This window comes from Serratia proteamaculans (genome assembly GCF_949794035.1).
GTDB lineage: Bacteria > Pseudomonadota > Gammaproteobacteria > Enterobacterales > Enterobacteriaceae > Serratia > Serratia proteamaculans.
On the sequence record NZ_OX461105.1, the window covers coordinates 2,897,034 to 2,923,174 of the forward strand.

Below are 26,141 nucleotides of genomic sequence, written 5' to 3' on the forward strand. Positions count from 1 at the left end.
ATACAACTATTTAGCAAACTATATATATCCAACCCACAATTGTTGACATAAACTGATGCCAGGGTGTGAACCTAATGTTAAAGGCGGCCGAAAGGCCATTTTATTAGGCTCATGCCCTTTGTATAAACACTTGTAAAAGGAATCAAGCTAATGACTCAGACAGTACATTTTAAAGGCAACCCGGTTAGCGTTGCAGGCCACCTGCCCCAGGCTGGCGAACAAGCCAAAGCCTTCTCGCTGGTTGCCAAAGACCTGTCAGACGTAGCGCTGAGCAGCTTCGCCGGTCAACGCAAAGTTCTGAACATTTTCCCAAGTATTGATACCGGCGTTTGCGCGACCTCAGTACGTACATTCAACCAACTGGCCAGCGGCCTGGATAACACCGTAGTGCTGTGCATCTCGGCTGACCTGCCGTTCGCACAGTCACGCTTCTGCGGTGCAGAAGGCCTGGACAACGTGGTAACCCTGTCCACCCTGCGTGGTGCTGAATTCAAACAGGCTTACGGCGTTGAGATCACCGATGGCCCACTGGCGGGTCTGACTGCGCGTGCGGTTGTGGTGCTGGATGGCCAGGACAACGTGCTGTACAGCGAACTGGTGGATGAAATCACCCACGAACCGAACTACGATGCGGCGCTGGCTGCGCTGAAGTAATACCAAGAGGCCGACGAATGCCGGCCTCTAAATGTTAACTGTAGAAACGGGCGCTTATGGCGCCCGTTTTTTTATTCTTCGTTTTCGCCAGTAGGCTTACGGCTGCTGAGGCCATATTCGCGCAACTTATTGGCAATCGCGGTATGTGAAACCCCCAGGCGTTTCGCCAGTTTTCGCGTACTTGGGTAAGTACGGTACAGCCGTGTCAGCACCGAGCGTTCGAATCGCTTGCTGATATCGTCAAGCGAGCCGTCCATTACCTCATCGCCGAGTGACATTTCAACCTCGAACTCCGGCAGTACGATGTCCTGCGGGCGCAGTTCGAAGCCTTCCGTTTGCGTCAACGCGCGGTAAATCGCGTTCTTCAACTGTCGCACGTTGCCCGGCCAGCCGTATTTGCTGAGGAAACTACCCAGATCGTTCGCCAACTTCGGCCGCGCGACACCCTGCTCATCGGCAAAACGCGCCACAAACAGCTCGGTCAACGGCATGATGTCCTGCGGACGCTCACGCAGCGGCGGAATAGTGATGGTCAGCACGTTAAGGCGATAGTAAAGATCCTCACGGAACTCACCACGTTGTACCAGTTCGGTCAGATTTTTCTGCGTCGCGCAAATAACCCGGACGTCCACGTGCACTTCGTGTTCTTCACCCACACGACGGAAGGTACCATCGTTAATAAAGCGCAGCAGTTTGGTCTGCATGCGCGGCGACATCTCGCCGATCTCATCCAGCAGCACCGAGCCACCGTGAGCCTGCTCGAAGAAGCCCTTCTTGCCTTCCAGCGCATTCGGATAGGCGCCAGGCGCATGGCCAAACAGCTCACTTTCCGCTACGTCATCCGGCAATGCGGCACAGTTCAGCGCCAGGAACGGCTGCTTGCCACGCGGGCTGCGCAAATGGCAGGCCCGGGCCAGAATATCTTTGCCGGTACCGGTGTCGCCGACAATCAACAGCGGCGCATCCAGCATTGCCAACTTGCGTGCCTGCTCCAGCACATGGCGCATTTTCGGGCTGGCGGCAACGATATGATCAAACTCGGTATCGTCGTTCACCGACAGATTCTGTAACTGGCGTCCCATACGGGCCGTGGATTTCAGCATCACTACCGCACCTACGGTGGCATTCTGCTGGTTTTCATCTTCCAGGTAGATTGGCGTGATATCCATCAGGAAGTCCTGACTGCGGATCACCACCCGTTCAGATTGCGGCGTCGTCTGCTCGCTCTCGAGCCAGCGGTTGAAGTTGTAGCCGCCAATTAATGCGGTGGCGGTCTGGTTACGGATTTTGTCTTCGCTGAACCCGAACAGCGCCTGCGCCGCCGGGTTGGCCAGTTCGACTTTGCCCTTCATATCGATCGAGAACACCGGCTCCGGCATCGACTCCAACAGCGCGCGCAGTGCGCGGTGTTCGCGTTCAGATGGCATGAAATTCACGGTGCGTACATCGGTCACGCCGGCAATGCGACGGATCTCGACCATCAGCGCGCGGAAGGTGTCAAAATCCAACTGGGAAAAATTGAGGTAAATGCGGCCGATAGGATCGATTTCGATGCCACGTAAATCTATGCTGCGCAATACCAAAAGATCGAGTAACTCTCGAGTCAGACCGAGCCGGTCTTCGCAAAAAACTTCCAAACGCATCAGTATTGGCCTTATCTCTGCAGGTGCGGGGATGACTGATAACGATGATACTCTCTCACCCCGAGCGGTAGAAGCAATCTGTCAGCAAAAGTTGACAGAACTCTGATTTATCGCTGTTGTTGATGATTTTAAACGCAAGTGAATGACACCATCGGCGTCATTTTAGCTTATCTGTAGAGAGTTATCACAACCACCAATAAATTTGCAGATAAATATAATGCATTTACAGGGCGATCGTCTTTCGTCAAGTGAGGGTTACGTATTGGTGTTAGCGGGGAATGATTGCTGCAAGAATGAACAGCGGCGCCTGGGTGAGCGCCGCTGACAGATTATTTGGTTTTGTTATCGCTCTTTTTCAGGGTGTCTTTCAGTTGGCCAATCAGTTGGCTGCGGAAATCACCCAGCTTCGGTTTTTCCCCCTCCAGCCAGGGCAGCGGACGACATAGCTCCATCGCCTTGATACCCAGTCTGGCGGTCAGCAAACCGGCACCAATACCCTGCGCCGCTCGGGCAGACAGACGGGCGGCCAGGTCTTGTGACATCCAGTCCATCCCCACTTCGCGTACCAGTTCGGACGCACCGGCAAAGGCAATATTCAGCAGCACCAGGCGGAACAACCGCAAACGGCTGAAGTAACCCAGTTCGATGCCATACAGCGCCGCGATGCGGTTAATCAGCCGAATATTACGCCAGGCGATAAACGCCATATCCACCACTGCCAGCGGGCTGACGGCGATCATTAACGTGGATTCTGCGGCTGAACGGCTGATTTCACGCCGCGCCTGATTATCCAATACCGGCTGCACCAGCTTGGCGTACAGCGCCACGACCTCACGGTCGTTTTGAGTTTCATGCAGCGAAGCCTGCCAGCGTTGCAATGCCGGGTGTCCCTGATCGAGCCCGGCCTGGCGCGCCAGCTTCTCGCAAAACTCACGCCCTTTGCCCAATCCGTGGCTGTGTAACAGCTCGCGTGCCACATCTCGCTCTTCTGCCCGTTGACGCAAGCGATACAGCCGACGCCATTCGGTCACCACCGAACCCACCCCGGCAAAGACAATCAAGCCGCCCGCGACACCGCCGCCCATGGCGATCCAATCCTGTTGCACCCAGGCGGTATGTACCCATTGCACGCCCTGTGCCACCACACTGACGCCGAACAACGTCAGCCCGGCGGTGACCATTTTGCGCCACAGGCTGCGTTTGGGTTTCAGCGCCGCGTTGATAATGCCTTCGGCGCGCCCTTCTTCCTCTTCCTGCTCCAGTTCCGGTGCCGCCGGGAAAAAACTTTCCGCCTGCTGTTCATCGAAGGCCACATTGGCGCGTAACACCGGCTCCTGCGGTGGCTGCAGCGGCTGTTCGAAATCGATACGCGGTTTTATCGGCTCGCTCATCGCAATTTATCTCCCAGTAAAAACTCCATCACCGCATCCAGACGGATATGCGGCAATGGGCTATCCACACTCATCGCGCGGGGGCGAAACTGATCAAAATGGAAGCCCTGGTTTTGCCAGAACGTCGGCCCCGGTAAGCGCGCCGGCACTTCGCCGGGGAACACGGTCAGCGGCGCTCCGTCGTTCAGACGGTTGCCTTTCAACGCCGGGATGCGCTGCCCCTGATGGTCGACAATGCCACTTTCGGTAGCCTGCACCGAGGCCAGCCCGACGCAGTCCATGCTGATGCCCTCAAACGCCGCGTTCTGCCACGCTTCCTGCACCAGCTGTTGTAGCAACGACACCAGATTGGCGTGCTGATCGGCAGTGATATGATCCGCCTTGGTGGCGGCGAACATCAGTTTATCGATGGTCGGCGAAAATAACCGACGGAACAGCGTTCGCTTACCGTAGTGGAAACTCTGCATCAGTTGGGTCAGCGCCAGCCGCATGTCGTTGAACGCTTGCGGGCCACTGTTAAGCGGCTGCAGGCAATCCACCAGCACAATCTGACGATCGAAGCGGACGAAATGCTCTTTATAAAAGTTTTTGACGATGGTCTGGCAGTAATAGTTGAACCGCGCACGCAGCATGCCGATATTGCTGTGTTTATCCGCCTGCGCCAGCCTGGATTCACCGAGACTGTCGACATTGGGCCAGGGGAAGAACTGTAATGCCGGTGCACCGGCCAGATCGCCCGGCAGCACGAAGCGGCCCGGCTGAATAAAATGCAGCCCTTCACTTTTGCAACGCAGCAGGTAATCGGTATAGGCCTGGGCGATGGCCGCCAGCTTGTTTTCATCGGCCGGGGCCAGCGGATCGCAGCTTTTACACAACTCCAGCCAGGGCTTGGCCCACTCAGCGCGATCGCCCTGCAGCAGACCGGCCATTTGCCGCGACCAGGCCAAATAGTCCTGTTCCAGCATCGGCAAGTCCAACAACCATTCACCGGGGTAATCGACAATCTCCAGATACAGCGTTGAAGTGTCTTTGAAGTGACGCAGCAGTGAATCGTTGGAACGGTAGCGCAACGCCAGGCGAATTTCGCTGACGCCACGCGTCGGGGTTGGCCAGCTCGGCGGAGTACCATAAAGCTGTGCCAGCCCTTCATCATAGGTAAAACGCTGAATGCCGAGATCGCGTTGCGGAATGCGCTTCACGCCCAGCAGACGTTCTTCACGCACCGGCGAGAACAGCGGCATACGCGCACCGCTGTGAACGTGCAGCAATTGGTTGACGAAAGCGGTGATAAAAGCGGTTTTACCGCTGCGGCTCAGGCCGGTCACCGCCAGGCGCAGGTGACGATCCATCCCGCGGTTGACCAGCGACGTTAACTCATTTTGCAGTCGTTTCATTTTGCGTAAAGTTACTTCCTTTTGTCATAAAAAACAGCCAGTTAAAAAACCATCATTCTTAGCGCCCATATTCATTATTATAGTCACAAGCTTGGCTATTTTATGTATAGATAGTTTTTTTTGACACCTGCACCACCCCCTTAACTTTCATTGTGTGGTATATGGCAGAGCGTTCTAATATCGCATCCAATAAAAGATCAAGATAGCATTATCTTTCTGGGATTAATCCCGTCAATACACCTTTAATCCATACAGGATTTGGTGTCAAAAATACTATTCCATAAAAATTTATATTACCCGGAGAGCCCTATGAACGCAATTAATTTAGAGCAAAGTATTGTCACTGTAAACTCCATGAATGACTTAAGGATAATTTCTCCTGAGTATGATGGTCAGCGTATATTTCTAACTGAATACTATGCCGGAAAAGGTAAAGGCGGAGGTCTGTTTACAGGTCATCTCAACATCCCTAATGCAATAGACGATGGTGGATACTCCACTATTAAAGTCGGCCAAGCATCAGCAGTGTGGCGCAGGAACGACCTTACACAACTTTCTTTATATGATGGCGGCTGTGACCCAACGCTGAAAGATAATAGCACGTTTATTCAAAACATTTCATTAATACAAGGCGATCGTTCAGTAAAAATCCCAAGTGGTTACTGGAATATTGCAAAGCCGATTATCTTCCCGGCTAACCGCGGGATCGCACTCTACGGTGAAAGTAGTTTTAACGGGAGAGCAGCGTTAACCTACTCAGGGCCAGATCTGACTGATATTCATGACGTTAGCGGGGTAATAACCGTAACAGCCAACCCAGGAGAGATGACCTATAGCGGCGTTAATTTCAAAAACTTTCAAATTATCGGTAATTATAAAATAATTAGTGGATTAAGTATCAAGCATGCAGGTTACGTGCAAGTACAGAATGTAAGCATTCTCTACTGCAAAGGGGCTGGCCTCTATCTTGATAAGGTGCAGGACAGTTATTTTAAATTCCTGGAGGTTCAGGGATGCGGCAGAACGTCAGGTGATTATAACAGTTATACTGACATTACAGATTATGGGAAAATGCTATTAGCCCCTATTCACTTAACCTCAACCATCAAAGATGATGAATGCAATATGTTGCGTTTCGAAGACTGTCAATGGGAGGCAAACTTAATCAGCCCGACAATCTACGTTCACGGTGGCATTGGTCTTTGGTTCAGAAATTTACATATGGAACACCGTACCGGACCATTAAAAAAGCTGATGGGCAGCAACCCTAACGCCAGTTGCCTGTTATATATGAACAACTCAGGTGAGGTTTATCTAAATGAAATTCAGGCATCAGAAGTAAAGCACCTGACATATAGTACAGGGTATGGCGTTTTATATGCTACCAACATTAACCGAGGCGGCGATGTTACGCATGCGGCATCAGGCAAGCAGTTCAATATTTTCATGAATGGATGTTGGCTGCAGGACATGAATTTTTCACCTAGTGTGAAAGCCATGATCAGCAATTGCCGGTTAGCAAATCTGAAGTGGAATTACCCATCCTATGCAGGAACTATTTCTGACACCCAATTTTCCGGCGAGGTTGCCATTACTGAAGACGGTGCCAATACCCGAATCGATCTGGTCGACTGTCAATACGGCAGCGTAAGAAGCAACACTAGTAATCTACGCTTCCTTGGCGGCCGCTGCCTCGGAGATTTTCGTTATGTATCGCGCTCTGGCGCAGGTTCGGTCATCGATGTCGATGTTGAAGGAGCCACAACCATCAGCACAAGTTACGGTAGCTCATATCAACCGGGTAGATCCAACTATACCGTGGCGCGCGTTGCCGATGGTCCCAAGGAGCTCGGCGGTACCATGCGCCCCATTGGCTCCGAATGGTTCAATACGGCAGTTTCCGGGGATCAAGAAGGTGCAATTTACAGCTGGGTGAAAACGGCTACGGGCTGGCGGCCCAATAGCCGCATCAGTCGCTTTGGTACCAATTTATCTTCAATGACGCTTTCCCAGCTTCCTGCTGCGGTCTCCTGTAAAGGTACCGTCATTTTTTGCACCAATACCGCCGGCTCGCCAGCGGCTCAGGCCATTATTAGCGATGGCTCTGACTGGGTCTATCTGGCAACCCCAGGAACGAAAGCGACGACCGCCAATTAAAGTTCATACCGCCCTACTTGGGCGGTATTTTTTCATCTGTAGCATAACGCCCAAATAGCTTGTTCAGGCCTTTGCGGAACAGTGGTTCCAGCACCAGCGCCAGGACAAAGCGAATCGGTTTGCGACCCACGGTACGCAGCAGCCAACCGGCCGCCCCTGCCGGGCCGTAATTCAGTAACGCTATGATGATGACTTTAGACAATGTCTTCAACATTGTACCGGCTCCTTGTTTAAATCCACCGGATTTAACGGCATTTACGGCATAGGTTTTTTTCATTATCAATGCCCTCCGGCACAATTTTGTTCAACAGGATGATGTCAGCTGCAATGCCTGACCTGCGCCACGCGCAGGCCATTGCACTCAAGGCGGGGTTATAACTTGCGGAAACGACTCTGTACGCCGAAGGTATCCGACGTGACATAACGCTCAACCTGCCGCAGTTGCTGTTCGCCACTGCCCAGCTCGTACTCTAATTGGTCGAGCAACTGGCGCGGTGTTTTTTGCTGTTCGCCGTCAAAACGGCTGGCCGGTGCTTCATCCAACACGAACACCAGGGCGAAATAGGCGATCAGGGTGAAGAAGAACAGTCCGAAGAACATCGACAGCACCACAATCACTCGGATCAGGCGCACCGGCACGTCAAAATAATGGGCCAGACCGGCGCAGACGCCCTTCAGCATGCCTTCTTCAGGGACGCGATAAAGCTTTTTACTGCCCAGAGTGTTGTTCATCAAGACTGTCTCCAGTTCGGGTGTTCTGCATCGAGGATCTCTTCCAGCGCCTGAATGCGTTCACGCATGCGCTTGGCATCTTCCGCCAACTGCGCCAGACGCTGCATTTCCTGATGGCTCAGTTGAATGCCGTTTTGTTGCCGATTGCTGTAATGCAGCCAAAGCCAAATCGGTGCGACAAACAACACAAAGATTGTCAACGGAATGGCAAGTAATAGAGCACTCATTTCTTTTCCTTCTTAATGCGTCTTGGTGAGCGGCCACATCACCGTGGCCGCTGTCGCCTTACTCAGAGCGGTTCATTTTCGCTTTCAGCGCCGCCAGCTGCTCACTGATGGCATCGTCGGCTTTCAGCTCGGCAAATTCTTGATCCAGAGACTTCTTTTTACCGATGATGACGCTTTCCGCCTCGGCTTCCATATGGTCGATGCGGCGTTCGAACTGCTCGAAACGTGCCATCGCCTCATCCAGTTTGCCGCTGTCGAGCTGACGGCGTACGTCGCGGGAAGATGATGCCGCCTGATGACGCAATGTCAGCGCCTGCTGGCGAGCGCGGGTTTCGGTCAGCTTGTTTTCCAGCTCGCCGATTTCGCTTTTCATGCGCGCCAGCGTTTCTTCTACGGTAGACACTTCATGGGTCAACGTAGAGATCAGGTCGGCCACTTTTTGTTTTTCGATCAGGGCCGCACGGGCCAGATCTTCTTTCTCTTTGCGCAGCGCCAGTTCGGCTTTGTCCTGCCAATCGCTAAGCTGGTTTTCACCCTGCTCAATGCGGCGCAGCAACTGTTTTTTCTCCGCCAGCGCACGCGCTGAGGTAGAACGCACTTCAACCAACGTGTCTTCCATCTCCTGGATCATCAAACGGACCAGCTTTTGCGGATCTTCCGCCTTATCCAGCAACGTATTGATGTTGGCGTTCACGATGTCGGCAAAACGAGAAAAAATACCCATAATTCACTTCCTCTTGGTTCTGATGGCGTCTGAAGCGCCGCGTTAGGTCATACAGATTTCTCTAAGACTTAATCAAAACTCGTGCCAACTTTTATTTCATTGAATAACAACAATTATTTGTTTTTGACTCTCTGCGGACTTACTGTAGAGTGATTATTTTCACCAAACATTGGCGAATTTCATCATGAGCGAACAGTTAGAAAACCTGCTGGGCGAAGCAAATGCCTTTGTCGAAGTATTGGAGCAAGTCTCGCAACTGGCAAAGTTGAACAAACCGGTGTTGGTGATCGGCGAGCGCGGTACCGGTAAAGAATTAATTGCCCACCGTTTGCATTACCTTTCCAACCGTTGGCAGGGGCCGTTTATCTCGCTTAACTGCGCGGCGCTGAATGAAAACCTGCTGGACTCCGAACTGTTCGGCCACGAGGCAGGTGCCTTTACCGGCGCGCAGAAGCGTCATCTTGGTCGCTTTGAACGTGCCGACGGCGGCACTTTGTTTCTCGATGAGCTGGCCACCGCCCCAATGCTGGTACAGGAAAAACTGCTGCGGGTAATTGAATACGGTCACCTGGAACGCGTTGGCGGTAGCCAGCCGCTGCAGGTTGATGTCCGGCTGGTGTGCGCTACTAATGACGACCTGCCTGCACTGGCGGCGGCGGGTAAATTCCGCGCCGACTTGCTCGACCGTCTGGCATTCGACGTGGTGCAGTTGCCGCCGCTGCGCCAGCGGCAGCAAGACATCATGTTACTGGCCGAACACTTTGCGATTCAGATGTGCCGCGAGCTGTCGCTGTCGCTGTTCCCCGGCTTTACCGAACGCGCCAGAGACACCCTGCTCGGTTATCACTGGCCGGGCAACGTGCGTGAACTGAAAAACGTGGTAGAACGTTCGGTATATCGGCACGGTACCAGTGACAGCGCGTTGGATGAAATCATCATCAATCCGTTCGCCCAACGGGAAACCCTGCCATTGCCCACCCAACGCGAGACGGGTGATGAACGCCCCACACTGCCGCTGGATTTGAAAACCTGGCAGTTGGCGCAGGAAAAATCGCTGATTGAAGCGGCGCTGCAACAGGGAAGATTTAATCAGCGTAAGGCGGCGGAGCTGCTGGGGCTGACCTATCACCAGTTGCGCGGCATGCTGAAAAAGCACGCGCTGTTGCAAAATGGCGAGGCAGAGGAAGAATAACAGGCAAAAAAAAAGCCAGCACCCGAGCTGGCTTAAAAAACACTGGAAGCAATGTGAGCAATGTCGTGCCTTTCACAGCAGAGCCACAAGCTGTGGCCTTCCGTGAACTGCCAGATGATGATAATAGTTCTCAGTATCACCTGTAAAGCACTTTGTTGAGAATTTTTCTCATTACCACACTGTCATTGTGCAATTACCACTCAGGGAAGGGATCGGCCATCTCATGCCAATAGTCCACACCGGCCGCCATTTCCTCGTCGTTCAGCAGGCAGGCATCCAGCAAACGCGTTATTTCGGCCTGCTGCAGATTTTGACCGATAAACACCAGTTCCTGACGCATATCACCAAAAGGCTCGACCCATTTTTCCCTAATCTGCGCCTGAGTCTCTTCATCCTGCGGCCAGTTATCTTGCGCAATGGCACGCCAGAAAGTCCCCGCCAGCCCATAGTGGGCGATGCCACCGGCCTGGCTCCACTGCCCAGCCTGACGCGGACGCGTCGCCAGCCAGTAGAAGCCTTTGGACCGCAGCAGCTTGCCACCGCCCCAGTCGCCATTGATCACCCGATAGAATTTATCCGGTGCAAAGGGTCGCCGCGCCTGATAGACAAAACTGCTGATGCCGTAGTTTTCTGTTTCCGGCAGGTGTTCGCCACGCAACTCTTTCAGCCAACCCGGTGCCTGCTGTGCTTTGTCAAAGCTGAAGCTGCCGGTGTTCAACACCGCCTCCAGCGGCAGTTTACCGGGGGAGATGGCGATAATATTGGCATCCGGATTCAGGCTGGCGAGCAGCGCCATCACTTCGCCCTGCTGTTCCGCAGTCAGCAAGTCGGTTTTACTCACCAGCATCACGTCGCAGAACTCAATCTGCTCGATCAACAGATCGGCCACGCTGCGTAAATCATCCTCGCCCAGGCTTTGCCCCGCTTCCTGCAGCGACTGTGCCTGCTGGTACTGCTGGATAAAGTTAACCCCGTCCACCACCGTGACCAGGGTATCCAGGCGGGCGAAGTGCGACAGGCTTTCCCCCTGCTCGTCCTCAAAAGTGAAGGTCTCCGCTACCGGTAAGGGTTCGGAGATGCCGCTGGACTCGATCAGCAGATAATCAAACCGGCCGGCCTGCGCCAGTTCGCGTACCGAGATCAGCAGATCTTCACGCAGCGTGCAGCAAATGCAGCCATTACTCATCTCCACCAGCTTCTCCTGTTGGCGATCGAGCTGGACTTCGTTCTCGACCAGCGCGGCGTCAATGTTGACTTCACTCATGTCGTTAACGATCACCGCCACGCGCATGCCCTGGCGATTATTCAGAATATGGTTCAGCACCGTGGTTTTACCGGCGCCAAGAAAGCCGGAAAGCACGGTTACGGGTAATGGATTCATGGCAGTCCTCACTCAAAACTCATTGCGTAATGCCTGGTAGCCGCGCACCAGTTCGATGTTGGTGGCGGCCACCTCTTCAGAAAATTGCAGCGCGCCGCGATCGACCTGCGCGTAAAGCGACAGATCGCTGTCAGCGCCGACGCGTTCGGTTGACGGGATATACAGGTTTTCCGGCAGCGTCACACCGTCCACCACCGCGTTGTAGCGCACCACACAGCCGGAACCGATATGACAATTGAACAGCACGCTGTTGAAGCCGATAAACACCCGATCTTCAATGCGACACGGGCCATGGACGATGGCGCGATGGGCGATAGAGCTGAAGCGCCCGATGGTGACCGCCGCACCGCTTTTCGAGTGGATCACCACGCCGTCCTGAATATTGGAGTGGGAACCGATAATGATCGGCTCCAAGTCCCCGGCTGAATTCAGTTCATCCGCGCGGATCACCGCGTACGGCCCAACGTAGACAAAGTCTTCGACAATCACCCGGCCACAGATAATGGCGGTGGGATCGATATAGGCTTTCGGCGAGACCTGAGGCAGGTGGCCACTGGGGTTTTTACGCAGCATTTCCCGGCTCCTGCCAGCTCAATTCCGCCACGGCATTGTGGGCGTGCAGGCTTTCCTGATGCTCCACCCGCAACGAAAACGCGCGCTGATTGCACTGACTGCGTAACATCCGATACAGGCGGCGTGCGGCATCCTCACAAAACATCAGGTTCTGGCCGTTAGCCAGGGCAAATGCCTGCTCGTCCTGACGTTTCACCAACGTCTGTAGCGGTGTGCCCAACGCATGCTCGATGCGATCGATTAAATTGACCACCGGCAAGGCGACTTCGTCCTCATTCAGCGTGACCGTCACCCAGGCCCAACTGCGTTGGCTGTGCGGCGTGGCAGGCATACCCTGTTCGCCCAGCCAGTCAATCACCTGCTGTTGATCGACTTTCTCGGGTGACTGTTCGAAATCAAACTGAAATTGCTGCTGCGCCAGTTGACGGCTAAGCGCCGCCGAACTCGGACAGGTGGAGGAATAAGGCACACCAACCGTCAGGGACAGGGTCAGTTCGCTGGTCAGCATGGCGTCAATTTTCAGTGGATAAGCTTTCCAGCCACGCTGTGGCGACAACAACGCCGGGCGCGACAACAGCAGTTCGCCGCTGATACTGAGGTTGGCGCGGTCGCTGTTCTCCGGCTGCGACGCCAGAAAGGCCTGCAGTTGATCGCTAATACGCTGCGGCGTCAGTTCGCCCTGGGTTAATTCATCCAACGCCAGGTAGAGGCGCGACATATGTATCCCGCGCGCACCCTGGCGACTGGCTCGCAGATTGATCCCGGCATTGACCTTTGCCATCAGCGGCTTGCCTGCCAATTCCAGCGGCAGAGCGATCCCTTGCATCCCTACCCAATCGAGCCCAACCTCGCTCATTGCGCCCTGCCAGGCCTGCGCATCCGGCAGCGGTTGGCGTGGTGGAAGTGCAACCATGTTCATACATCCCCTTGCGATTATCAGTACATTGCCAGAGAACGTTAACATGATTTTGTTATGTTATAACATATTAATTGTAACTTTTTTGCCGATACGGGGGAATTGTTCAATCAAGTAGCAGAAAACTCAGCCATTTTGCTCAATGGATTGGGCTGTTCGCCAGAGTGCGATACACTAATGCTATTGCTTATTAACCCATGAAGCCTCTATGCGTGGTTTACCCCTTTGGATTTTGTCGTTGAGTTGCCTGGCGGGCACCGCCCTGGCCTCAACACCTCCTGCGCCCACAGCGGCTCCCCCGTTGCCGGACATCCGCCAGAGCGGCTTTGTCTACTGTGTCAGCGGCATACTGAACACCTTTAACCCGCAGATGGCCAGCAGCGGCCTGACGGTCGATACCCTGGCTGCACAGCTGTACGACCGCCTGCTGGATGTCGACCCCTATACCTACCGTCTGATCCCTGAGCTGGCGCAAAGTTGGGAAGTGCTGGATAACGGTGCGACCTACCGCTTCCATTTACGCAAGGACGTGCCTTTTCAGAGCACCGCCTGGTTCACACCAACCCGTAAACTGAACGCCGACGACGTGGTATTCAGCTTCCAGCGCGTGTTTAACCAAAAGCACCCTTATCATGACGTCAACGGCGGCGAGTATCCGTACTTCGACAGCCTGCAGTTTGGCGACTCGGTGCAAAGCGTGAAAAAGCTCGACGACTACACGGTTGAGATCCGCCTGCAAGCGCCGGACGCCTCTTTCTTATGGCATATCGCGACCCATTATGCGCCGGTACTGTCGGCAGAATACGCTGACGACCTGACCCGTGAAGGCCGCCAGGAGATGATCGACCGCGAACCGGTTGGCACCGGCCCCTTCCTGCTGAATGAATACCGCTCGGGGCAATATATTCGTCTGGCGCGCAACGACGTCTACTGGAAAGGCAAACCACGCATGCCGCAGGTGGTCATCGACCTGAGTGCCGGTGGCACCGGCCGGTTATCCAAGCTGCTGACCGGCGAGTGTGATGTGCTGGCCTACCCGGCCGCCAGCCAGCTGTCGATTCTGCGTGATGACCCGCGCCTGCGCCTGACGTTGCGCCCGGGGATGAATATCGCCTATCTGGCCTTCAACACCCGTAAACCGCCGCTCAACGATTTGAAAGTCCGTCAGGCGATTTCGCTGGCGATCAACAACCAGCGTCTGATGCAGTCGATTTACTACGGCACCGCAGAAACGGCCGCCTCCATTTTGCCGCGCGCCTCCTGGGCGTACGACAATGATGCGCACGTCACCGAGTTTGATCCGGCCAAATCACGCGAAATGCTGAAACAGGCCGGCATTGAGTCACTGAACCTTCGTCTGTGGGTACCTACCGCGTCGCAATCCTACAACCCCAGTCCGTTGAAAACCGCCGAGCTGATCCAGGCCGACTTGGCCCAGGTAGGGATTAAAGTCACCATCGTGCCGGTCGAAGGCCGCTTCCAGGAAGCACGGCTGATGGAGATGAATCACGACCTGACCCTGACCGGCTGGGCCACCGACAGTAACGACCCTGACAGTTTCTTCCGTCCATTACTGAGCTGCGCGGCAATCCGCTCGCAAACCAACTATGCTCACTGGTGTGACCCGGGGTTCGACGAAGTGTTGCAAAATGCCCTGCTGTCACAGCAGTTGGCGCAGCGAATCGAAAACTATCAGAAGGCGCAGAAAATTCTCGAACAACAACTGCCGGTGTTGCCGCTGGCGTCTTCATTGCGCCTGCAGGCCTATCGTTACGACATCAAAGGACTGGTACTGAGCCCGTTCGGCAATGCGTCATTTGCCGGCGTGTTCCGTGAATCTGCGGAGGGGCCGAAAAAGTGATTATCTTTACCTTACGTCGTTTCTTGCTGCTGCTGATCACCCTGTTCTTCCTGACGCTGGTCAGCTTTAGCCTGAGCTATTTCACACCGCACGCGCCGCTGAACGGTGCCGCCCTGCTGGACGCCTACCAGTTTTACTTTGTCAGTCTGTTGCACTGGGATTTTGGCGTCTCCAGCATTAACGGTCAGGCTATCAGTCAACAGTTGGCTGAAGTGTTCCCGGCAACCATGGAACTGTGCATTCTCGCTTTCACCCTGGCGCTGTTTATCGGCATTCCGCTGGGCATTATTGCCGGCGTGATGCGCGGTAAATGGCAAGATACGGCCATCAGCACCTTTGCGCTGCTCGGTTTTTCAATGCCGGTATTCTGGCTGGCGCTGCTGCTGATGCTGTTTTTCTCACTGCACCTCGGTTGGCTGCCGGTTTCCGGCCGTTTCGATTTGTTATATCAGGTTAAGCCGATCACCGGTTTCGCCCTGATTGACGCCTGGTTATCTGATTCACCCTATCGCAGCGAAATGATCGGCAGTGCATTGCGCCACATGATTTTACCGATCGCCGCACTGGCGGTAGCACCGACCACCGAGGTGGTGCGTCTGATGCGCATCAGCACCGACGACGTGCTCAATCAGAATTACATTAAGGCCGCCGCGACCCGCGGGTTATCCCGTTTCACCATTATCCGCCGCCACGTATTGCATAATGCGTTGCCGCCGATCGTGCCCAAGCTGGGGCTACAGTTCTCTACCATGCTGACGCTGGCGATGATCACCGAAGTGGTGTTCAGTTGGCCGGGCCTGGGGCGCTGGATGATTAACGCCATCCGCCAGCAGGATTATGCGGCGATCTCCGCCGGTGTGATGGTGGTCGGCACGCTGGTAATCACCATTAACGTGCTGGCCGATATTTTGGGCGCTGCCACCAACCCACTGAAACATAAGGAATGGTATGCCCTTAGATAACGTATACCGCGAAAAGAAAATGCCGAGTCCGCTGCTCTACACCTGGCGGATTTTTTACGGTGATGCGCTGGCGATGATTGGCTTCTACGGCGTGATAGCGCTGCTGCTGCTTTCCCTGTTCGGCAGCCTGCTGGCGCCTTATGCGCTAGACCAACAGTTCCTGGGCTATCAACTGTTGCCGCCTTCCTGGTCGCGTTACGGCAACGTTTCCTTCTTCCTCGGCACTGACGACCTGGGCCGCGATATTCTCAGCCGTCTGCTGGCGGGTACCGCCTCTACTTACGGTGCCGCACTGCTGGTCACGGTGGCGGCCGCCCTTGTCGGGGTGATCCTCGGGGTATTCGCCGGCGTGACCCGCGGTTTTCGTTCTGCGGTGCTCAATCATATTCTCGACACCCTGCTTTCTATCCCTTCGTTGCTGCTGGCGATTGTGGTGGTGGCGTTCCTCGGGCCCAAGCTCGAACACGCCATGCTGGCCGTCTGGCTGGCGTTATTGCCACGCATGGTGCGCACCATCTACAGCGCAGTGCACGACGAGCTGGAAAAAGAGTATGTCGTCGCGGTGCGTCTGGACGGTGCCTCTACGCTGCAAATTTTGTGGTACGCCGTGATGCCAAATATTGTGGCGGTGCTGGTGACTGAATTTACCCGCGCGCTGTCGATGGCGATCCTGGATATTGCCGCCCTCGGCTTCCTTGACCTCGGCGCACAGTTACCCTCTCCGGAATGGGGAGCCATGCTCGGCGATTCGCTGGAGCTGGTGTATGTCGCCCCCTGGACGGTCATGCTGCCCGGTGCCGCGATCCTGATCAGCGTGCTGCTGGTTAACCTGTTGGGCGACGGTATGCGCCGCGCAATCAATACGGGGGTGGAATAATGCCATTACTTGATATCCGCAACCTGACGATTGAATTTATGACCGCCGAAGGGCCGGTCAAGGCGGTTGACCGCGTCAGCATGACGCTGAGCGAAGGGGAAGTACGCGGCCTTGTAGGGGAATCCGGCTCTGGCAAGAGTTTGATCGCCAAGGCGATCTGCGGCGTCACCAAAGACAACTGGCGCGTTACCGCGGACCGCTTCCGCTTTGACGATATCGATCTGCTGCAGTTAACCCCGCGTGAACGACGCAAACTGGTCGGGCATAACGTCTCGATGATCTTCCAGGAGCCACAGTCCTGTCTGGATCCCTCCGAAAGCATCGGCCGTCAGCTGGCGCAGGCGATCCCGGGTTGGACCTATAAAGGTCGTTGGTGGCAGCGTTTTAACTGGCGCAAACGCCGCGCCATTGAGCTGCTGCACCGGGTGGGCATCAAGGATCATAAAGATATTATGGGCAGCTTCCCTTATGAGCTGACCGACGGTGAGTGCCAGAAAGTGATGATCGCCATCGCCCTGGCCAATCAGCCGCGCCTGTTGATTGCCGATGAGCCGACCAACGCCATGGAGCCGACCACCCAGGCCCAGATTTTCCGCCTGCTGGCACGCCTGAACCAAAACAACAACACCACTATTTTGCTGATCAGCCACGATTTGCAAATGATGAGCAAATGGGCGGATCGGGTCAACGTGCTGTACTGCGGCCAGACGGTGGAAAGTGCACAGTGTGAAGACCTGCTGGCCGCACCGCACCATCCTTACACCCAGGCACTGATCCGCTCAATGCCGGACTTCGGCCGCGCACTGCCGCATAAAAGCCGGCTCAATACTCTGCCGGGGGCTATTCCCTCACTGGAACATTTGCCGATCGGTTGCCGCCTGGGGCCACGCTGCCCCTATGCACAGAAAAAATGTATTGAAACACCACGCCTGCGCCCGGTGAAAAACCACCTGTTCGCCTGCCACTTCCCGTTGAACATGGAGGAGCAATAACATGGAAACGCTGTTGGAAGTGCGCAATCTGAGCAAAACCTACCGCTACCGCACCGGGCTGTTTCGCCGTCAACACGTAGAAGCGGTGAAATCGGTCAGCTTTACGCTGCGTGAGCGGCAAACGCTGGCCATCATCGGCGAGAACGGTTCCGGTAAGTCGACGCTGGCCAAGATGCTGTCCGGCATGGTGGAACCCTCATCCGGCGAACTGTTGATTGATGATCATCGGCTCAACTATGGTGATTATCGCTATCGTAGCCAGCGCATTCGCATGATATTTCAGGATCCGAGCACTTCGCTCAATCCGCGTCAACGTATCGGCCAACTGCTGGATGCCCCATTGCGGCTGAATACCGAAATGGCCGCCCCGGAGCGCGAGCAGCACATCAACCAGACACTGCGCCAGGTAGGGATGCTGCCGGACCACGCCAATTATTACCCGCACATGTTGGCTTCCGGTCAGAAACAGCGAGTGGCGCTGGCCCGAGCGCTAATCCTGCAGCCCAAGGTGATCGTTGCCGATGAAGCACTGGCCTCGCTGGATATGTCGATGCGCTCGCAGATCATCAACCTGATGCTGGAGCTGCAGGAGAAACACGGCATCTCCTATATCTACGTGACCCAGCATCTGGGGATGATGAAACACATCAGCGATCAGGTGATGGTGATGCACGAGGGGGAAATCGTTGAACGCGGTAGCACTGCCGAAGTATTGGCTTCCCCGCTGCATGAACTGACCAAACGTCTGATCGCCAGCCACTTCGGCGAAGCCCTGACCGCCGACGCCTGGCGGCGCGATGGCGGCAGGTTCTGACCCCTATGATCGTGAAAACCCGCTTCCGAGCGGGTTTTTTATTGCTGAAACGGCATGGCGCTTAGCCAAAATCCTCAAATACAAATTACAATTTTGTTATATCTCATTATATTTTATTCCATTCAGTTATTGATTAGCACTTAACATTATTTTATCTCGCCAATCGAATCGGTGAGGATATCCCCTACGTTGAGCTTATTAAACGACAGGATATCGCACTGATGACCAGCCCCCGCAATCGCCGACTCACGCAGTTCTTGCTCGCTTTAGCCGCAGGTTTCTCTGTTTATGGCCACGCACTGTGTTGCGATGGTCAGCGCTGATCCTGTCATTTCGTGCCCCTCTACGGGCATGTTGCCTTTTTATCTTGCCGCCGCTGCCTTACGCATCGGTGGCTGTTGCTCTTGATTAAGGATCCTCCCCTATGGAACTACTACGTCGACAACATAATGCCCAGTGGTATCACGAAACCCAAAGCAGCGTCCGGGGTGACCAACCGCTGGAGCCACAGGCCGCCGGCATCCGCGATCGCTTCCTGCTGGGGTTGGGAGCCTTTGCCGACGAAGCGTTGAACAGCGCATTGACTGCCCGCGGCGGGGTGTTTAACGCCTCGCTTGCCAGTTATCACGTGCTGTTCCCGGACCAGATCGAATTAACCCGCCTTGTGACATTGTCACCTTATGACCGTCTCAGCACCGCACTGACTGTCGCTCAGGTGACCGGGGTTCAGTCTCTTTGTAGTCACTACGCGGCCCGCCTAGCCCCGCTGTACAGCCCCGATGCCTCGCGTGAAAGCAATATCCGCCTGGCCCAAATCACCCAATATGCCCGCCAACTCGCCAGTCAGCCGACCTTGATTTGCCCTAAAGCCTTACAGCAGCTCAGCGATGTCGGGTTAAGCCCGGCAGATATCGTGGCGTTTTCACAAATTATCGGGTTTGTCAGCTATCAGGCACGGGTGGTCGCCGGTGTCGCGGCCTTGGCCGGGCGGCCCACCGGTGTGGTGCCCGGTTTTCCGAACATAGAGGATGCAAAAGGTGTGGAATTCACGCAGGAAGAACTGGCCTGGCAATCACGACTGCCGTCGGTGGTGCTGGAAGAGGCCCGCGCTGAACAGCTCGACGTGCTCGATCAGAGCCATCCCGATGCCCGCAGTGAGTCTTATTATCTGTTGCTGGCTCATGATGCTCCGGCACTGCGTGAGCGCAATGGCGTATTTAACAGCATCAACGCCGAGGGTTATGGCCTATCGGCTCGATTGAAAGCGCTGGCGACGCTGGCGGTTTCCCGCATTAACGGCAGCCGCTACTGCGCATCCACCGTCGCACAGGATATTGAAGATGACTTATTGGTCAGTGCCCTGTTCGACAATGTTCATCACGGGCTGGAGAGTACCGATAATTCGGTTTCTCAGGCGGTGATCCGGGTGGTTGCAGACCTGACCCGCACGCCGGAAAAATTCACGCCACGCAGCGTGCAGCCATTGTTTAACAGTGGGCTGAATCAGGCGCAGGCGCTGGATGTGATCCTCACCGGGGCGCTCTATGCCTGGGAGAACCGTTTACGCCAAACCCTGGGGGACACACAGCGCCTCAGCGAAAGCCAGGCGGAATAAGTTACCGCAATAGCCAACCGCGCGCGGCATCAAAGAAGTGCTGCGCCAATGGTGATGCACGCCCCGGCTCGGCGGCCACCACGGCGGCATGGCGCGACATTGCCGCGATAGCGATCGGTCGGCGTTGCAGCTCTGGCATCATGGTCGGCAACAGGTTACCGTGCGGAAACACCCCGCATCCCAGTCCAACAAAAATGCCCTGCAGCAATTGGAATATCGAGGTAGTTTCCATGCGCACATGCACCGTCAAACCGGCTTCACGGAAGTTTTGATCAAGGTAGCGGCGGAAGTAACGCGTCGATTCCGCCAAACACAGCGGCAATGCGGCTACTTCCTCCAGCGTCAGTGGCGCATCCCCTGCCAATTCGGGGAAATGCTCGGGGTGGTACACCAGCTCAACACCGGCATCCGCCAGTGGTTGCGACTGGAAATGCAGTTCCTGCAGCGTGGAAAACTCAAAAAATCCGATGCCAATATCCACGGTATGTGCCGTCAGCGCCTCGAGTAACTGATCGGCGCTCAGTACCGACACCCGGTAATCCAACTGAGGAAAACGCTCACTGACCGCCTTTAACATTTGCGCCAGTGAAATGCTGCACTGAGGAACGGCGCCGATGCGCAGCGTGCCGTTAAGACCGTGCTTAAGCGACTCCACCTCCAGCTTCAACCCCTGATAAACCGAGACAATCTCACGCGCCCACGACAGCACCCGCTCGCCTTCGGCGGTAAAGCCTTCGAAATTGTTACCGCGGTTGATCAACGAAACGCCCAACTCTTTTTCCAGGTTTTTCAGCCGCATGGATAACGTCGGCTGGCTGACGAAGCTGGCCTCGGCCGCCCGACCAAAGTGGCGCTCACGTTCGAGATTACACAGGTAGATCAGTTGCTTAATATCGATTTTCTTTATTTCCAGCTATTACAGCAAAGGTTGCAGGAGGCCATCATGCATAACTAATATACTGACTAAAACACTCCTGCGCGTTACAGGGCACTGTAACAATATTTTTTATGATAATCCTTATCTTGGCAAGTCTTGGATCGGCCCGTCGTTCCTATAAGCAGGACATAAAAAACCCGGCTCAGTTGCCGGGTTGGGAACGTTTACCAAGATAGCTTCAATTCACGGAGTACTTTTTCTTCAGTCCGTCAAGGCGTACAGCATCACGCTTTGTAAATTCCGCATTACCAAAAATAGGCTTGCCATTAGCATCGTCGACTCCCACTACCGTGACGGTAAATACAGCGTCCGCCGGTAGCTTTAGTTTTCCCCAGTCAGAAAACCGATTAGGGGCCAAAGCCCAATCCGCTTTTTCACCAGGCTCAAGACCACCGGCAATTTCATAATTGAATGAATCGCTAAACCAGGGAACAGATCTGTCGGGACTGGCAATTACCCCCTTAAAGTGAGCACGAGATACCGCTTTAGGCGTGGCATTTTCTACACTTAATGCAATGATTGGCTGATCGCTTCCATATTTTTCTTTTTGGAAGTAAAACCGGGAGCTCGTCACTTTAAAAGCTTTCAGTTGCTCAACACTTTCTGCAGAGGTTTTTTTTCTGTTTTCTAACTCAGTAATCTCTTGCAGAGCCTGTTCTTTTTCTCTTTCTTGTCGTTCCAGCTTGATTGTTTCGGCATAAGAGATAACTTCATCACCCGTTTTACCCGCCAGAGCAGTCTTCATTTTGTTTTGTACAAAATCTGCGTCTTTAGTCACTCCTGCCTGCATGAGGTCCCGCATGCTTACCTGACTGAACGCGACTACTTTAAGCGCGTCATCAAATTGAGGCTGCTTCTCCTGGGGGAGTGTTTCCCTAATCTTCTGAATGGATTCTTTCATGGACTCGTCAGTTGACGCATCTATTTTAGGTTTGTCACATGCTGACAGTAGAAAGGCCAGCATTGTTACACCAATCAATTTTTTCACTTCCCTATCCCCATAGATAAATTTTTAACTATTGTTTAAGGCAGCCAAATAACGACGACGCCTTAACCAGATCGCAATCACCTTGATTACAATCGGAAATATCCTAACATTTTAGTGGGATTGTTCAATGTGAAAAATATTTGAGGACTATTTGATTAGTAACTCTCATATTTAGATAAGGTCGTCACCGCCATCGTCAAGGACATACCATCGCTGCAGGATTTCGGGCGCAGCGCCCTGCGCCCGGAGGGTCAGATTTTCAGTTTCACATAGTCCATCAGGCGCGAGAACATTCCGCCCTGATTGACCGACTGCAACGCCACCAGCGGCAAGGTTTTCAGTACTTTGCCGTTGTCGCTGATACGAATTTCACCGATCGGCTGCCCCTGTGCCAACGGCGCATCAAGACGCGGCGTATTGATCACATATTGCGCTTTCAGTTTACCCGCCTCGCTTTTCGGCAGGCTGAAGTATTGATCCTGCGCACTGCCTACCGCGACTTCATGGCGGTCGCCGTACCACACTTTTTCCTGGCCCAGACTTTGCCCGGCATTGAACAGATGCACGGTGGCGAAATCACGCAGGCCCCAGGTCAGCAGTTTACGCGCCTGTTCTTCGCGCCCTTTCGAGCTTTTACCGCCCATCACCACCGCAATCAGTCGGCGGTCACCTTCGGTGGCAGAGGCAATAATGTTAAAACCGGCCGATTCGGTATGCCCGGTTTTCAGGCCGTCCACCCGCAGGTTTTTGTCCCACAACAGCCCATTGCGGTTCTGCTGGGTGATGCCGTTCCAGGTCAGCGATTTCTCGCTGTACATATGGTATTCCGCCGGCTCACTCATGATGATGGCACGTGAAATCACCGCCAGATCGCCCGCCGTGGTGAATTGCCCCGGCGCATCCAGACCGTGGACGGTTTCAAAATGGGTATTTTGCAGACCCAGCTGGGCGCTCTTTTCATTCATCAGCTTGACGAAGGCGGCCTGACTCCCTGCCACGTAATCCGCCATGGCCACACAGGCGTCGTTACCGGAATCGATGATAATGCCACGACTGAGATCGCGAACCGTGACCCTGTCACCTGGCTTCAAGAACATCAGCGATGAACCCTTGAATACTGGGTTGCCCTGCGCCCAGGCATCTTTACCCACTGTCACTACGTCATCCAGGCCAATCTTGTGCTGATCAAGCGCATGGTCGATCACCAACCCGGTCATCAGTTTGGTCAGGCTGGCCGGATTGCGACGCTGATCTGCATTGGCCTGCGCCAGCACCTGGCCGGTGGTGTAATCCATTAATACGTAAGAGGCGGCGTCTATCGCCGGCGGGGTATTAAGGGGAAAACTCTGGGGTGCATCTGCCGCCTGTACCGCCAACGGCAGCAAAACCCCGGTGATAACCACCAATACTGAACGCTTCAATCGCTGTTCCTCAGGCCCTGTGGGCAAAATAAAATACCAATATAATCCGTGGCATAGACTGCATTAATTGTGAGGAAAGCGGAATCATTACTCTTTTTCAGCAGATGTCATTATGCAACGATTTGTATGCTGCGGCCGACGGCGCGATAAACCGGCTCTATGCCGCCATAGCCCGATTCGATTAGACGCTGTCGCCGCCCCCTCCTAAACTTGTGACATAAATACTGAAAACGTTTAAAAAAGCGTTCACTTTTTAGCTACAACCACCTGCGAAGACCAATATGAAATTCAAACCGTCAATAAAGCCCTATACCGGCGCGGCGGGCGGCTGGGGTTCTCTCGAAGCCACCACCCGCTATGTGCTCGACAGCAAACAGACGCTGAAAAACCTGCGTAACCTGATGCGCGTGAATAAAGCCCGCGGCTTCGACTGCCCAGGCTGTGCCTGGGGCGATGATAATCACAGCACTTTCAGTTTCTGTGAAAATGGCGCCAAGGCGGTCAGTTGGGAAGCCACGCGTAATGCGGTGGAACCGGAATTTTTTGCCGCCCACAGCGTCAGCACCCTGCAGCAGCAAAGTGATTACTTCCTGGAATATCAGGGCCGCCTCACCCACCCGATGCGCTATAACGCCGAGACTGACCATTATCAGCCGATCGATTGGCCAGACGCGCTGGCGTTGATCGCCCAGCATATCCACCAGATGGACAACCCCAGCCAAATCGAGCTGTATACCTCGGGACGCGCCAGCAACGAAGCGTCCTATCTGTATCAACTGTTTGGCCGTATGCTCGGCACCAGTAATTTCCCCGACTGTTCCAACATGTGTCATGAGGCCAGCGGTGTCGGCCTGAAACAAAGCATCGGCGTGGGTAAAGGCACCATCCGTATGGATGACTTTGAAAAGGCCGACGCCATCTTCGTGTTTGGTCAGAACCCCGGCACCAACCACCCACGCATGTTGCACAGTTTGAAAAATGCGGCCAGTCGTGGCGCACGTATCGTCAGCTTTAATACCCTGCGCGAGCGCGGCCTTGAGCGCTTTGCCGATCCTCAAAGTCCGATTCAAATGCTGACCCCCAAGTCGTCACCGATCAGTTCGGCCTATTTCCAACCCAACCTCGGCGGGGATATGGCAGCGGTACGCGGCATGGTGAAAGCGCTGCTGGAAGGCCATCGTCAGCGTCTGGCGGGTGGCGAACCTGGTCTGTTTGACCTGGCATTCATTGAACAGCACAGCGTCGGCGTGGAGAGCTATCTGGCGCAGGTAGATGCCACAACCTGGGAGCAAATCACCCAGCAGTCCGGTCTCAGTGAAGCGCAGTTGCGCCAGGCAGCGGCCATTTATCAAGGGGCTGAGCGCGTAATCTGTACCTGGGCGATGGGCATCACCCAGCATAAACACTCAGTACCGACGGTGCGTGAGATCACCAACCTGCAACTGCTGTTCGGCCAGTTGGGTAAACCGGGCGCCGGCCTGTGTCCGGTACGCGGCCACAGTAATGTGCAAGGCAACCGCACCATGGGTATTGATGAGAAGTCACCCAAGGCGCTGCTCGACAGCCTGGAACAGCATTTTAACTTCTCGCCGCGACGTGAGCCGGGCCATAACACGGTAGAGGCGATTGAAGCGATGCTGCGTGGCGAAGTGAAGGTATTGCTGGCGCTGGGTGGCAATCTGGCCGCTGCCGCACCGGACACCGAACGCACCGCCCGCGCCCTGCGCTGCTGTGACCTGACGGTACATATCAGTACCAAACTTAACCGCAGCCATCTGGTTACCGGCAAGGACGCCCTGATCCTGCCGACCCTCGGCCGAACCGAACAGGATCTGCAGGCCAGCGGCCCGCAGTACATCACGGTGGAAGACTCGTTCAGCATGGTGCATGCATCTGAAGGCGTCGGAAAACCCCTGGCGGATACCCAGCGCTCGGAAACCGCCATTGTCTGCGGTATTGCCGATGCGGTACTGGGCAACCAACAGCTCGACTGGCTGGAATTGGCAGATGACTATTCGTTGATCCGTAATCACATCGCCGCCACCATTCCCGGCTTCGAGGATTTCAACCGTCGCTGCGATCAACCGGGTGGTTTCTATCTGGGTAACGCCGCCGCTGAACTGCGCTTCGCGACCCCCAGCGGCAAAGCGGAATTTGGCGCGGCCCCATTACCGGACAGCCTGTTCCCGCAGTTGGACGGTCGCCAGGCCCCCTTCACGCTGCAGACCTTGCGCTCGCACGATCAGTACAACACCACCATCTACGGGCTGGATGACCGCTATCGCGGCGTCTATGGCCAGCGAGAAGTGCTGTTTATTCACCCGGAAGATCTGGCGGCACTGGATATGCAGGACGGCGAACTGGTGGAGATCGAAACCCTGTGGAATGACGGCATCACTCGCAAGGTGAGCGGCTTCAAACTGGTGAGCTACGATATCCCGCGCGGCAATCTGGCGGCTTACTATCCCGAGACCAACCCGCTGGTGCCGCTGGCCAGTTTTGGTGACGGCACCGGCACGCCGACCTCCAAGTCGATACCGGTAGAAATCCGCCGTTGTGTCGCGCAACCGACACGGCGTATCGCCTGACCCGCCGCGCCCGGTTTACCCCGGGCGCGCTAATATAGCGATCGCTGTCTGTGCCGGTTTTCTCTCCGATGACTTTTGACTGCTGGATATTCCCTAAAATCA

At 54.8% G+C, this 26,141-nt stretch carries 23 protein-coding genes; 10 read left to right on the forward strand and 13 right to left on the reverse strand.

Translation table 11 applies throughout. The annotated features are described in order from the left end of the window. The first annotated feature begins 150 nt into the window (after nucleotides 1-150). Nucleotides 151-654: a thiol peroxidase gene (gene tpx, locus QOT07_RS13505; protein ID WP_207976568.1), complete on the forward strand. Its 504-nt coding sequence runs from the start codon at nucleotides 151-153 to the stop codon at nucleotides 652-654. 71 nt (nucleotides 655-725) lie between these two features. On the opposite strand, the gene tyrR is transcribed toward tpx, so the two are convergent. From tyrR to QOT07_RS13520, 3 genes are all read right to left on the reverse strand, one after another. Then, complete coding sequence (gene tyrR, locus QOT07_RS13510) at nucleotides 726-2,297, reverse strand: transcriptional regulator TyrR (protein WP_099062895.1); 1,572 nt, start codon at nucleotides 2,295-2,297, stop codon at nucleotides 726-728. Nucleotides 2,298-2,626: 329 nt separating this feature from the next. Beyond that, the gene (locus QOT07_RS13515; protein ID WP_207976564.1) at nucleotides 2,627-3,688 is read right to left on the reverse strand and encodes a YcjF family protein; all 1,062 of its coding nucleotides are present in this window, start codon (nucleotides 3,686-3,688) and stop codon (nucleotides 2,627-2,629) included. Further along, the gene (locus QOT07_RS13520; protein ID WP_207976562.1) at nucleotides 3,685-5,082 is read right to left on the reverse strand and encodes a YcjX family GTP-binding protein; all 1,398 of its coding nucleotides are present in this window, start codon (nucleotides 5,080-5,082) and stop codon (nucleotides 3,685-3,687) included. The genes QOT07_RS13515 and QOT07_RS13520 overlap by 4 nt, the downstream gene beginning before the upstream one ends. A gap of 309 nt (nucleotides 5,083-5,391) precedes the next feature. Here QOT07_RS13520 and QOT07_RS13525 point away from each other — a divergent pair, with 309 nt between their 5' ends. Further along, nucleotides 5,392-7,239 (forward strand): hypothetical protein, encoded by a 1,848-nt coding sequence (locus tag QOT07_RS13525; RefSeq protein ID WP_262260390.1) that lies wholly within the window; start codon nucleotides 5,392-5,394, stop codon nucleotides 7,237-7,239. 13 nt (nucleotides 7,240-7,252) lie between these two features. Here QOT07_RS13525 and pspD read toward each other — a convergent pair whose 3' ends face one another. The 4 genes from pspD to pspA form a co-directional block, all read right to left on the reverse strand. Continuing rightward, a complete protein-coding gene (gene pspD, locus QOT07_RS13530) occupies nucleotides 7,253-7,516 on the reverse strand; it encodes a phage shock protein PspD (protein ID WP_261417433.1) in 264 nt (87 codons plus the stop codon). A 95-nt stretch (nucleotides 7,517-7,611) separates the two neighbouring features. After that, on the reverse strand, nucleotides 7,612-7,971 hold the full coding sequence (gene pspC / locus QOT07_RS13535; RefSeq protein WP_099062891.1) for an envelope stress response membrane protein PspC: 360 nt from the start codon (nucleotides 7,969-7,971) through the stop codon (nucleotides 7,612-7,614). Further along, nucleotides 7,971-8,198 (reverse strand): envelope stress response membrane protein PspB, encoded by a 228-nt coding sequence (gene pspB, locus QOT07_RS13540; protein ID WP_012145351.1) that lies wholly within the window; start codon nucleotides 8,196-8,198, stop codon nucleotides 7,971-7,973. The genes pspC and pspB overlap by 1 nt, the downstream gene beginning before the upstream one ends. A gap of 58 nt (nucleotides 8,199-8,256) precedes the next feature. Beyond that, nucleotides 8,257-8,922: a phage shock protein PspA gene (gene pspA, locus QOT07_RS13545; protein WP_085117009.1), complete on the reverse strand. Its 666-nt coding sequence runs from the start codon at nucleotides 8,920-8,922 to the stop codon at nucleotides 8,257-8,259. Nucleotides 8,923-9,106: 184 nt separating this feature from the next. Between pspA and pspF the strand changes: the two genes are divergently transcribed. Then, the gene (gene pspF / locus QOT07_RS13550) at nucleotides 9,107-10,114 is read left to right on the forward strand and encodes a phage shock protein operon transcriptional activator (protein WP_261426483.1); all 1,008 of its coding nucleotides are present in this window, start codon (nucleotides 9,107-9,109) and stop codon (nucleotides 10,112-10,114) included. 193 nt (nucleotides 10,115-10,307) lie between these two features. Here the strand turns inward: pspF and zigA are convergent, their stop codons facing one another. Genes zigA through folE2 form a run of 3 tightly spaced genes read right to left on the reverse strand, consistent with a single transcriptional unit; the run spans nucleotide 10,308 to nucleotide 12,987 of the window. Continuing rightward, a complete protein-coding gene (gene zigA, locus QOT07_RS13555) occupies nucleotides 10,308-11,495 on the reverse strand; it encodes a zinc metallochaperone GTPase ZigA (protein WP_085117011.1) in 1,188 nt (395 codons plus the stop codon). 12 nt (nucleotides 11,496-11,507) lie between these two features. Next, the gene (locus QOT07_RS13560; RefSeq protein ID WP_207976552.1) at nucleotides 11,508-12,068 is read right to left on the reverse strand and encodes an LbetaH domain-containing protein; all 561 of its coding nucleotides are present in this window, start codon (nucleotides 12,066-12,068) and stop codon (nucleotides 11,508-11,510) included. After that, on the reverse strand, nucleotides 12,058-12,987 hold the full coding sequence (gene folE2 / locus QOT07_RS13565; RefSeq protein ID WP_207976550.1) for a GTP cyclohydrolase FolE2: 930 nt from the start codon (nucleotides 12,985-12,987) through the stop codon (nucleotides 12,058-12,060). Before folE2 ends, QOT07_RS13560 begins: the two co-directional genes overlap by 11 nt. Nucleotides 12,988-13,192: 205 nt before the next feature. Between folE2 and sapA the strand changes: the two genes are divergently transcribed. The 6 genes from sapA to QOT07_RS13595 all read left to right on the forward strand — a co-directional run bounded on the left by sapA (nucleotide 13,193) and on the right by QOT07_RS13595 (nucleotide 20,105). After that, nucleotides 13,193-14,845 carry an ABC transporter substrate-binding protein SapA gene (gene sapA, locus QOT07_RS13570; protein WP_283603346.1) on the forward strand — a complete coding sequence of 551 codons (1,653 nt, stop codon included), beginning with the start codon at nucleotides 13,193-13,195 and terminating at the stop codon, nucleotides 14,843-14,845. Beyond that, complete coding sequence (gene sapB, locus QOT07_RS13575) at nucleotides 14,842-15,807, forward strand: putrescine export ABC transporter permease SapB (protein ID WP_099062886.1); 966 nt, start codon at nucleotides 14,842-14,844, stop codon at nucleotides 15,805-15,807. Before sapA ends, sapB begins: the two co-directional genes overlap by 4 nt. Then, entirely contained in the window at nucleotides 15,794-16,684 is an 891-nt protein-coding gene (sapC, locus tag QOT07_RS13580; protein ID WP_261417439.1) for a putrescine export ABC transporter permease SapC, read from the forward strand. Before sapB ends, sapC begins: the two co-directional genes overlap by 14 nt. Continuing rightward, nucleotides 16,684-17,676, forward strand: a complete 993-nt coding sequence (gene sapD, locus QOT07_RS13585) for a putrescine export ABC transporter ATP-binding protein SapD (protein ID WP_012145360.1) — start codon at nucleotides 16,684-16,686, stop codon at nucleotides 17,674-17,676. Before sapC ends, sapD begins: the two co-directional genes overlap by 1 nt. Before the next feature lies 1 nt (nucleotide 17,677). Beyond that, the gene (gene sapF, locus QOT07_RS13590; RefSeq protein WP_099062884.1) at nucleotides 17,678-18,490 is read left to right on the forward strand and encodes a putrescine export ABC transporter ATP-binding protein SapF; all 813 of its coding nucleotides are present in this window, start codon (nucleotides 17,678-17,680) and stop codon (nucleotides 18,488-18,490) included. A 424-nt stretch (nucleotides 18,491-18,914) separates the two neighbouring features. Beyond that, the gene (locus QOT07_RS13595) at nucleotides 18,915-20,105 is read left to right on the forward strand and encodes a CMD domain-containing protein (protein ID WP_207976548.1); all 1,191 of its coding nucleotides are present in this window, start codon (nucleotides 18,915-18,917) and stop codon (nucleotides 20,103-20,105) included. A gap of 1 nt (nucleotide 20,106) precedes the next feature. On the opposite strand, the gene QOT07_RS13600 is transcribed toward QOT07_RS13595, so the two are convergent. The 3 genes from QOT07_RS13600 to dacD form a co-directional block, all read right to left on the reverse strand. Then, a complete protein-coding gene (locus tag QOT07_RS13600) occupies nucleotides 20,107-21,003 on the reverse strand; it encodes a LysR family transcriptional regulator (protein ID WP_283604361.1) in 897 nt (298 codons plus the stop codon). A 217-nt stretch (nucleotides 21,004-21,220) separates the two neighbouring features. Further along, a complete protein-coding gene (locus QOT07_RS13605) occupies nucleotides 21,221-22,030 on the reverse strand; it encodes a DUF6694 family lipoprotein (RefSeq protein WP_261426478.1) in 810 nt (269 codons plus the stop codon). A 251-nt stretch (nucleotides 22,031-22,281) separates the two neighbouring features. Next, nucleotides 22,282-23,451 (reverse strand): serine-type D-Ala-D-Ala carboxypeptidase DacD, encoded by a 1,170-nt coding sequence (gene dacD, locus QOT07_RS13610; protein ID WP_283603347.1) that lies wholly within the window; start codon nucleotides 23,449-23,451, stop codon nucleotides 22,282-22,284. Nucleotides 23,452-23,732: 281 nt separating this feature from the next. Here dacD and QOT07_RS13615 point away from each other — a divergent pair, with 281 nt between their 5' ends. Continuing rightward, nucleotides 23,733-26,039, forward strand: a complete 2,307-nt coding sequence (locus QOT07_RS13615) for an FdhF/YdeP family oxidoreductase (RefSeq protein ID WP_283603348.1) — start codon at nucleotides 23,733-23,735, stop codon at nucleotides 26,037-26,039. The last annotated feature ends 102 nt before the right edge of the window (nucleotides 26,040-26,141 follow it).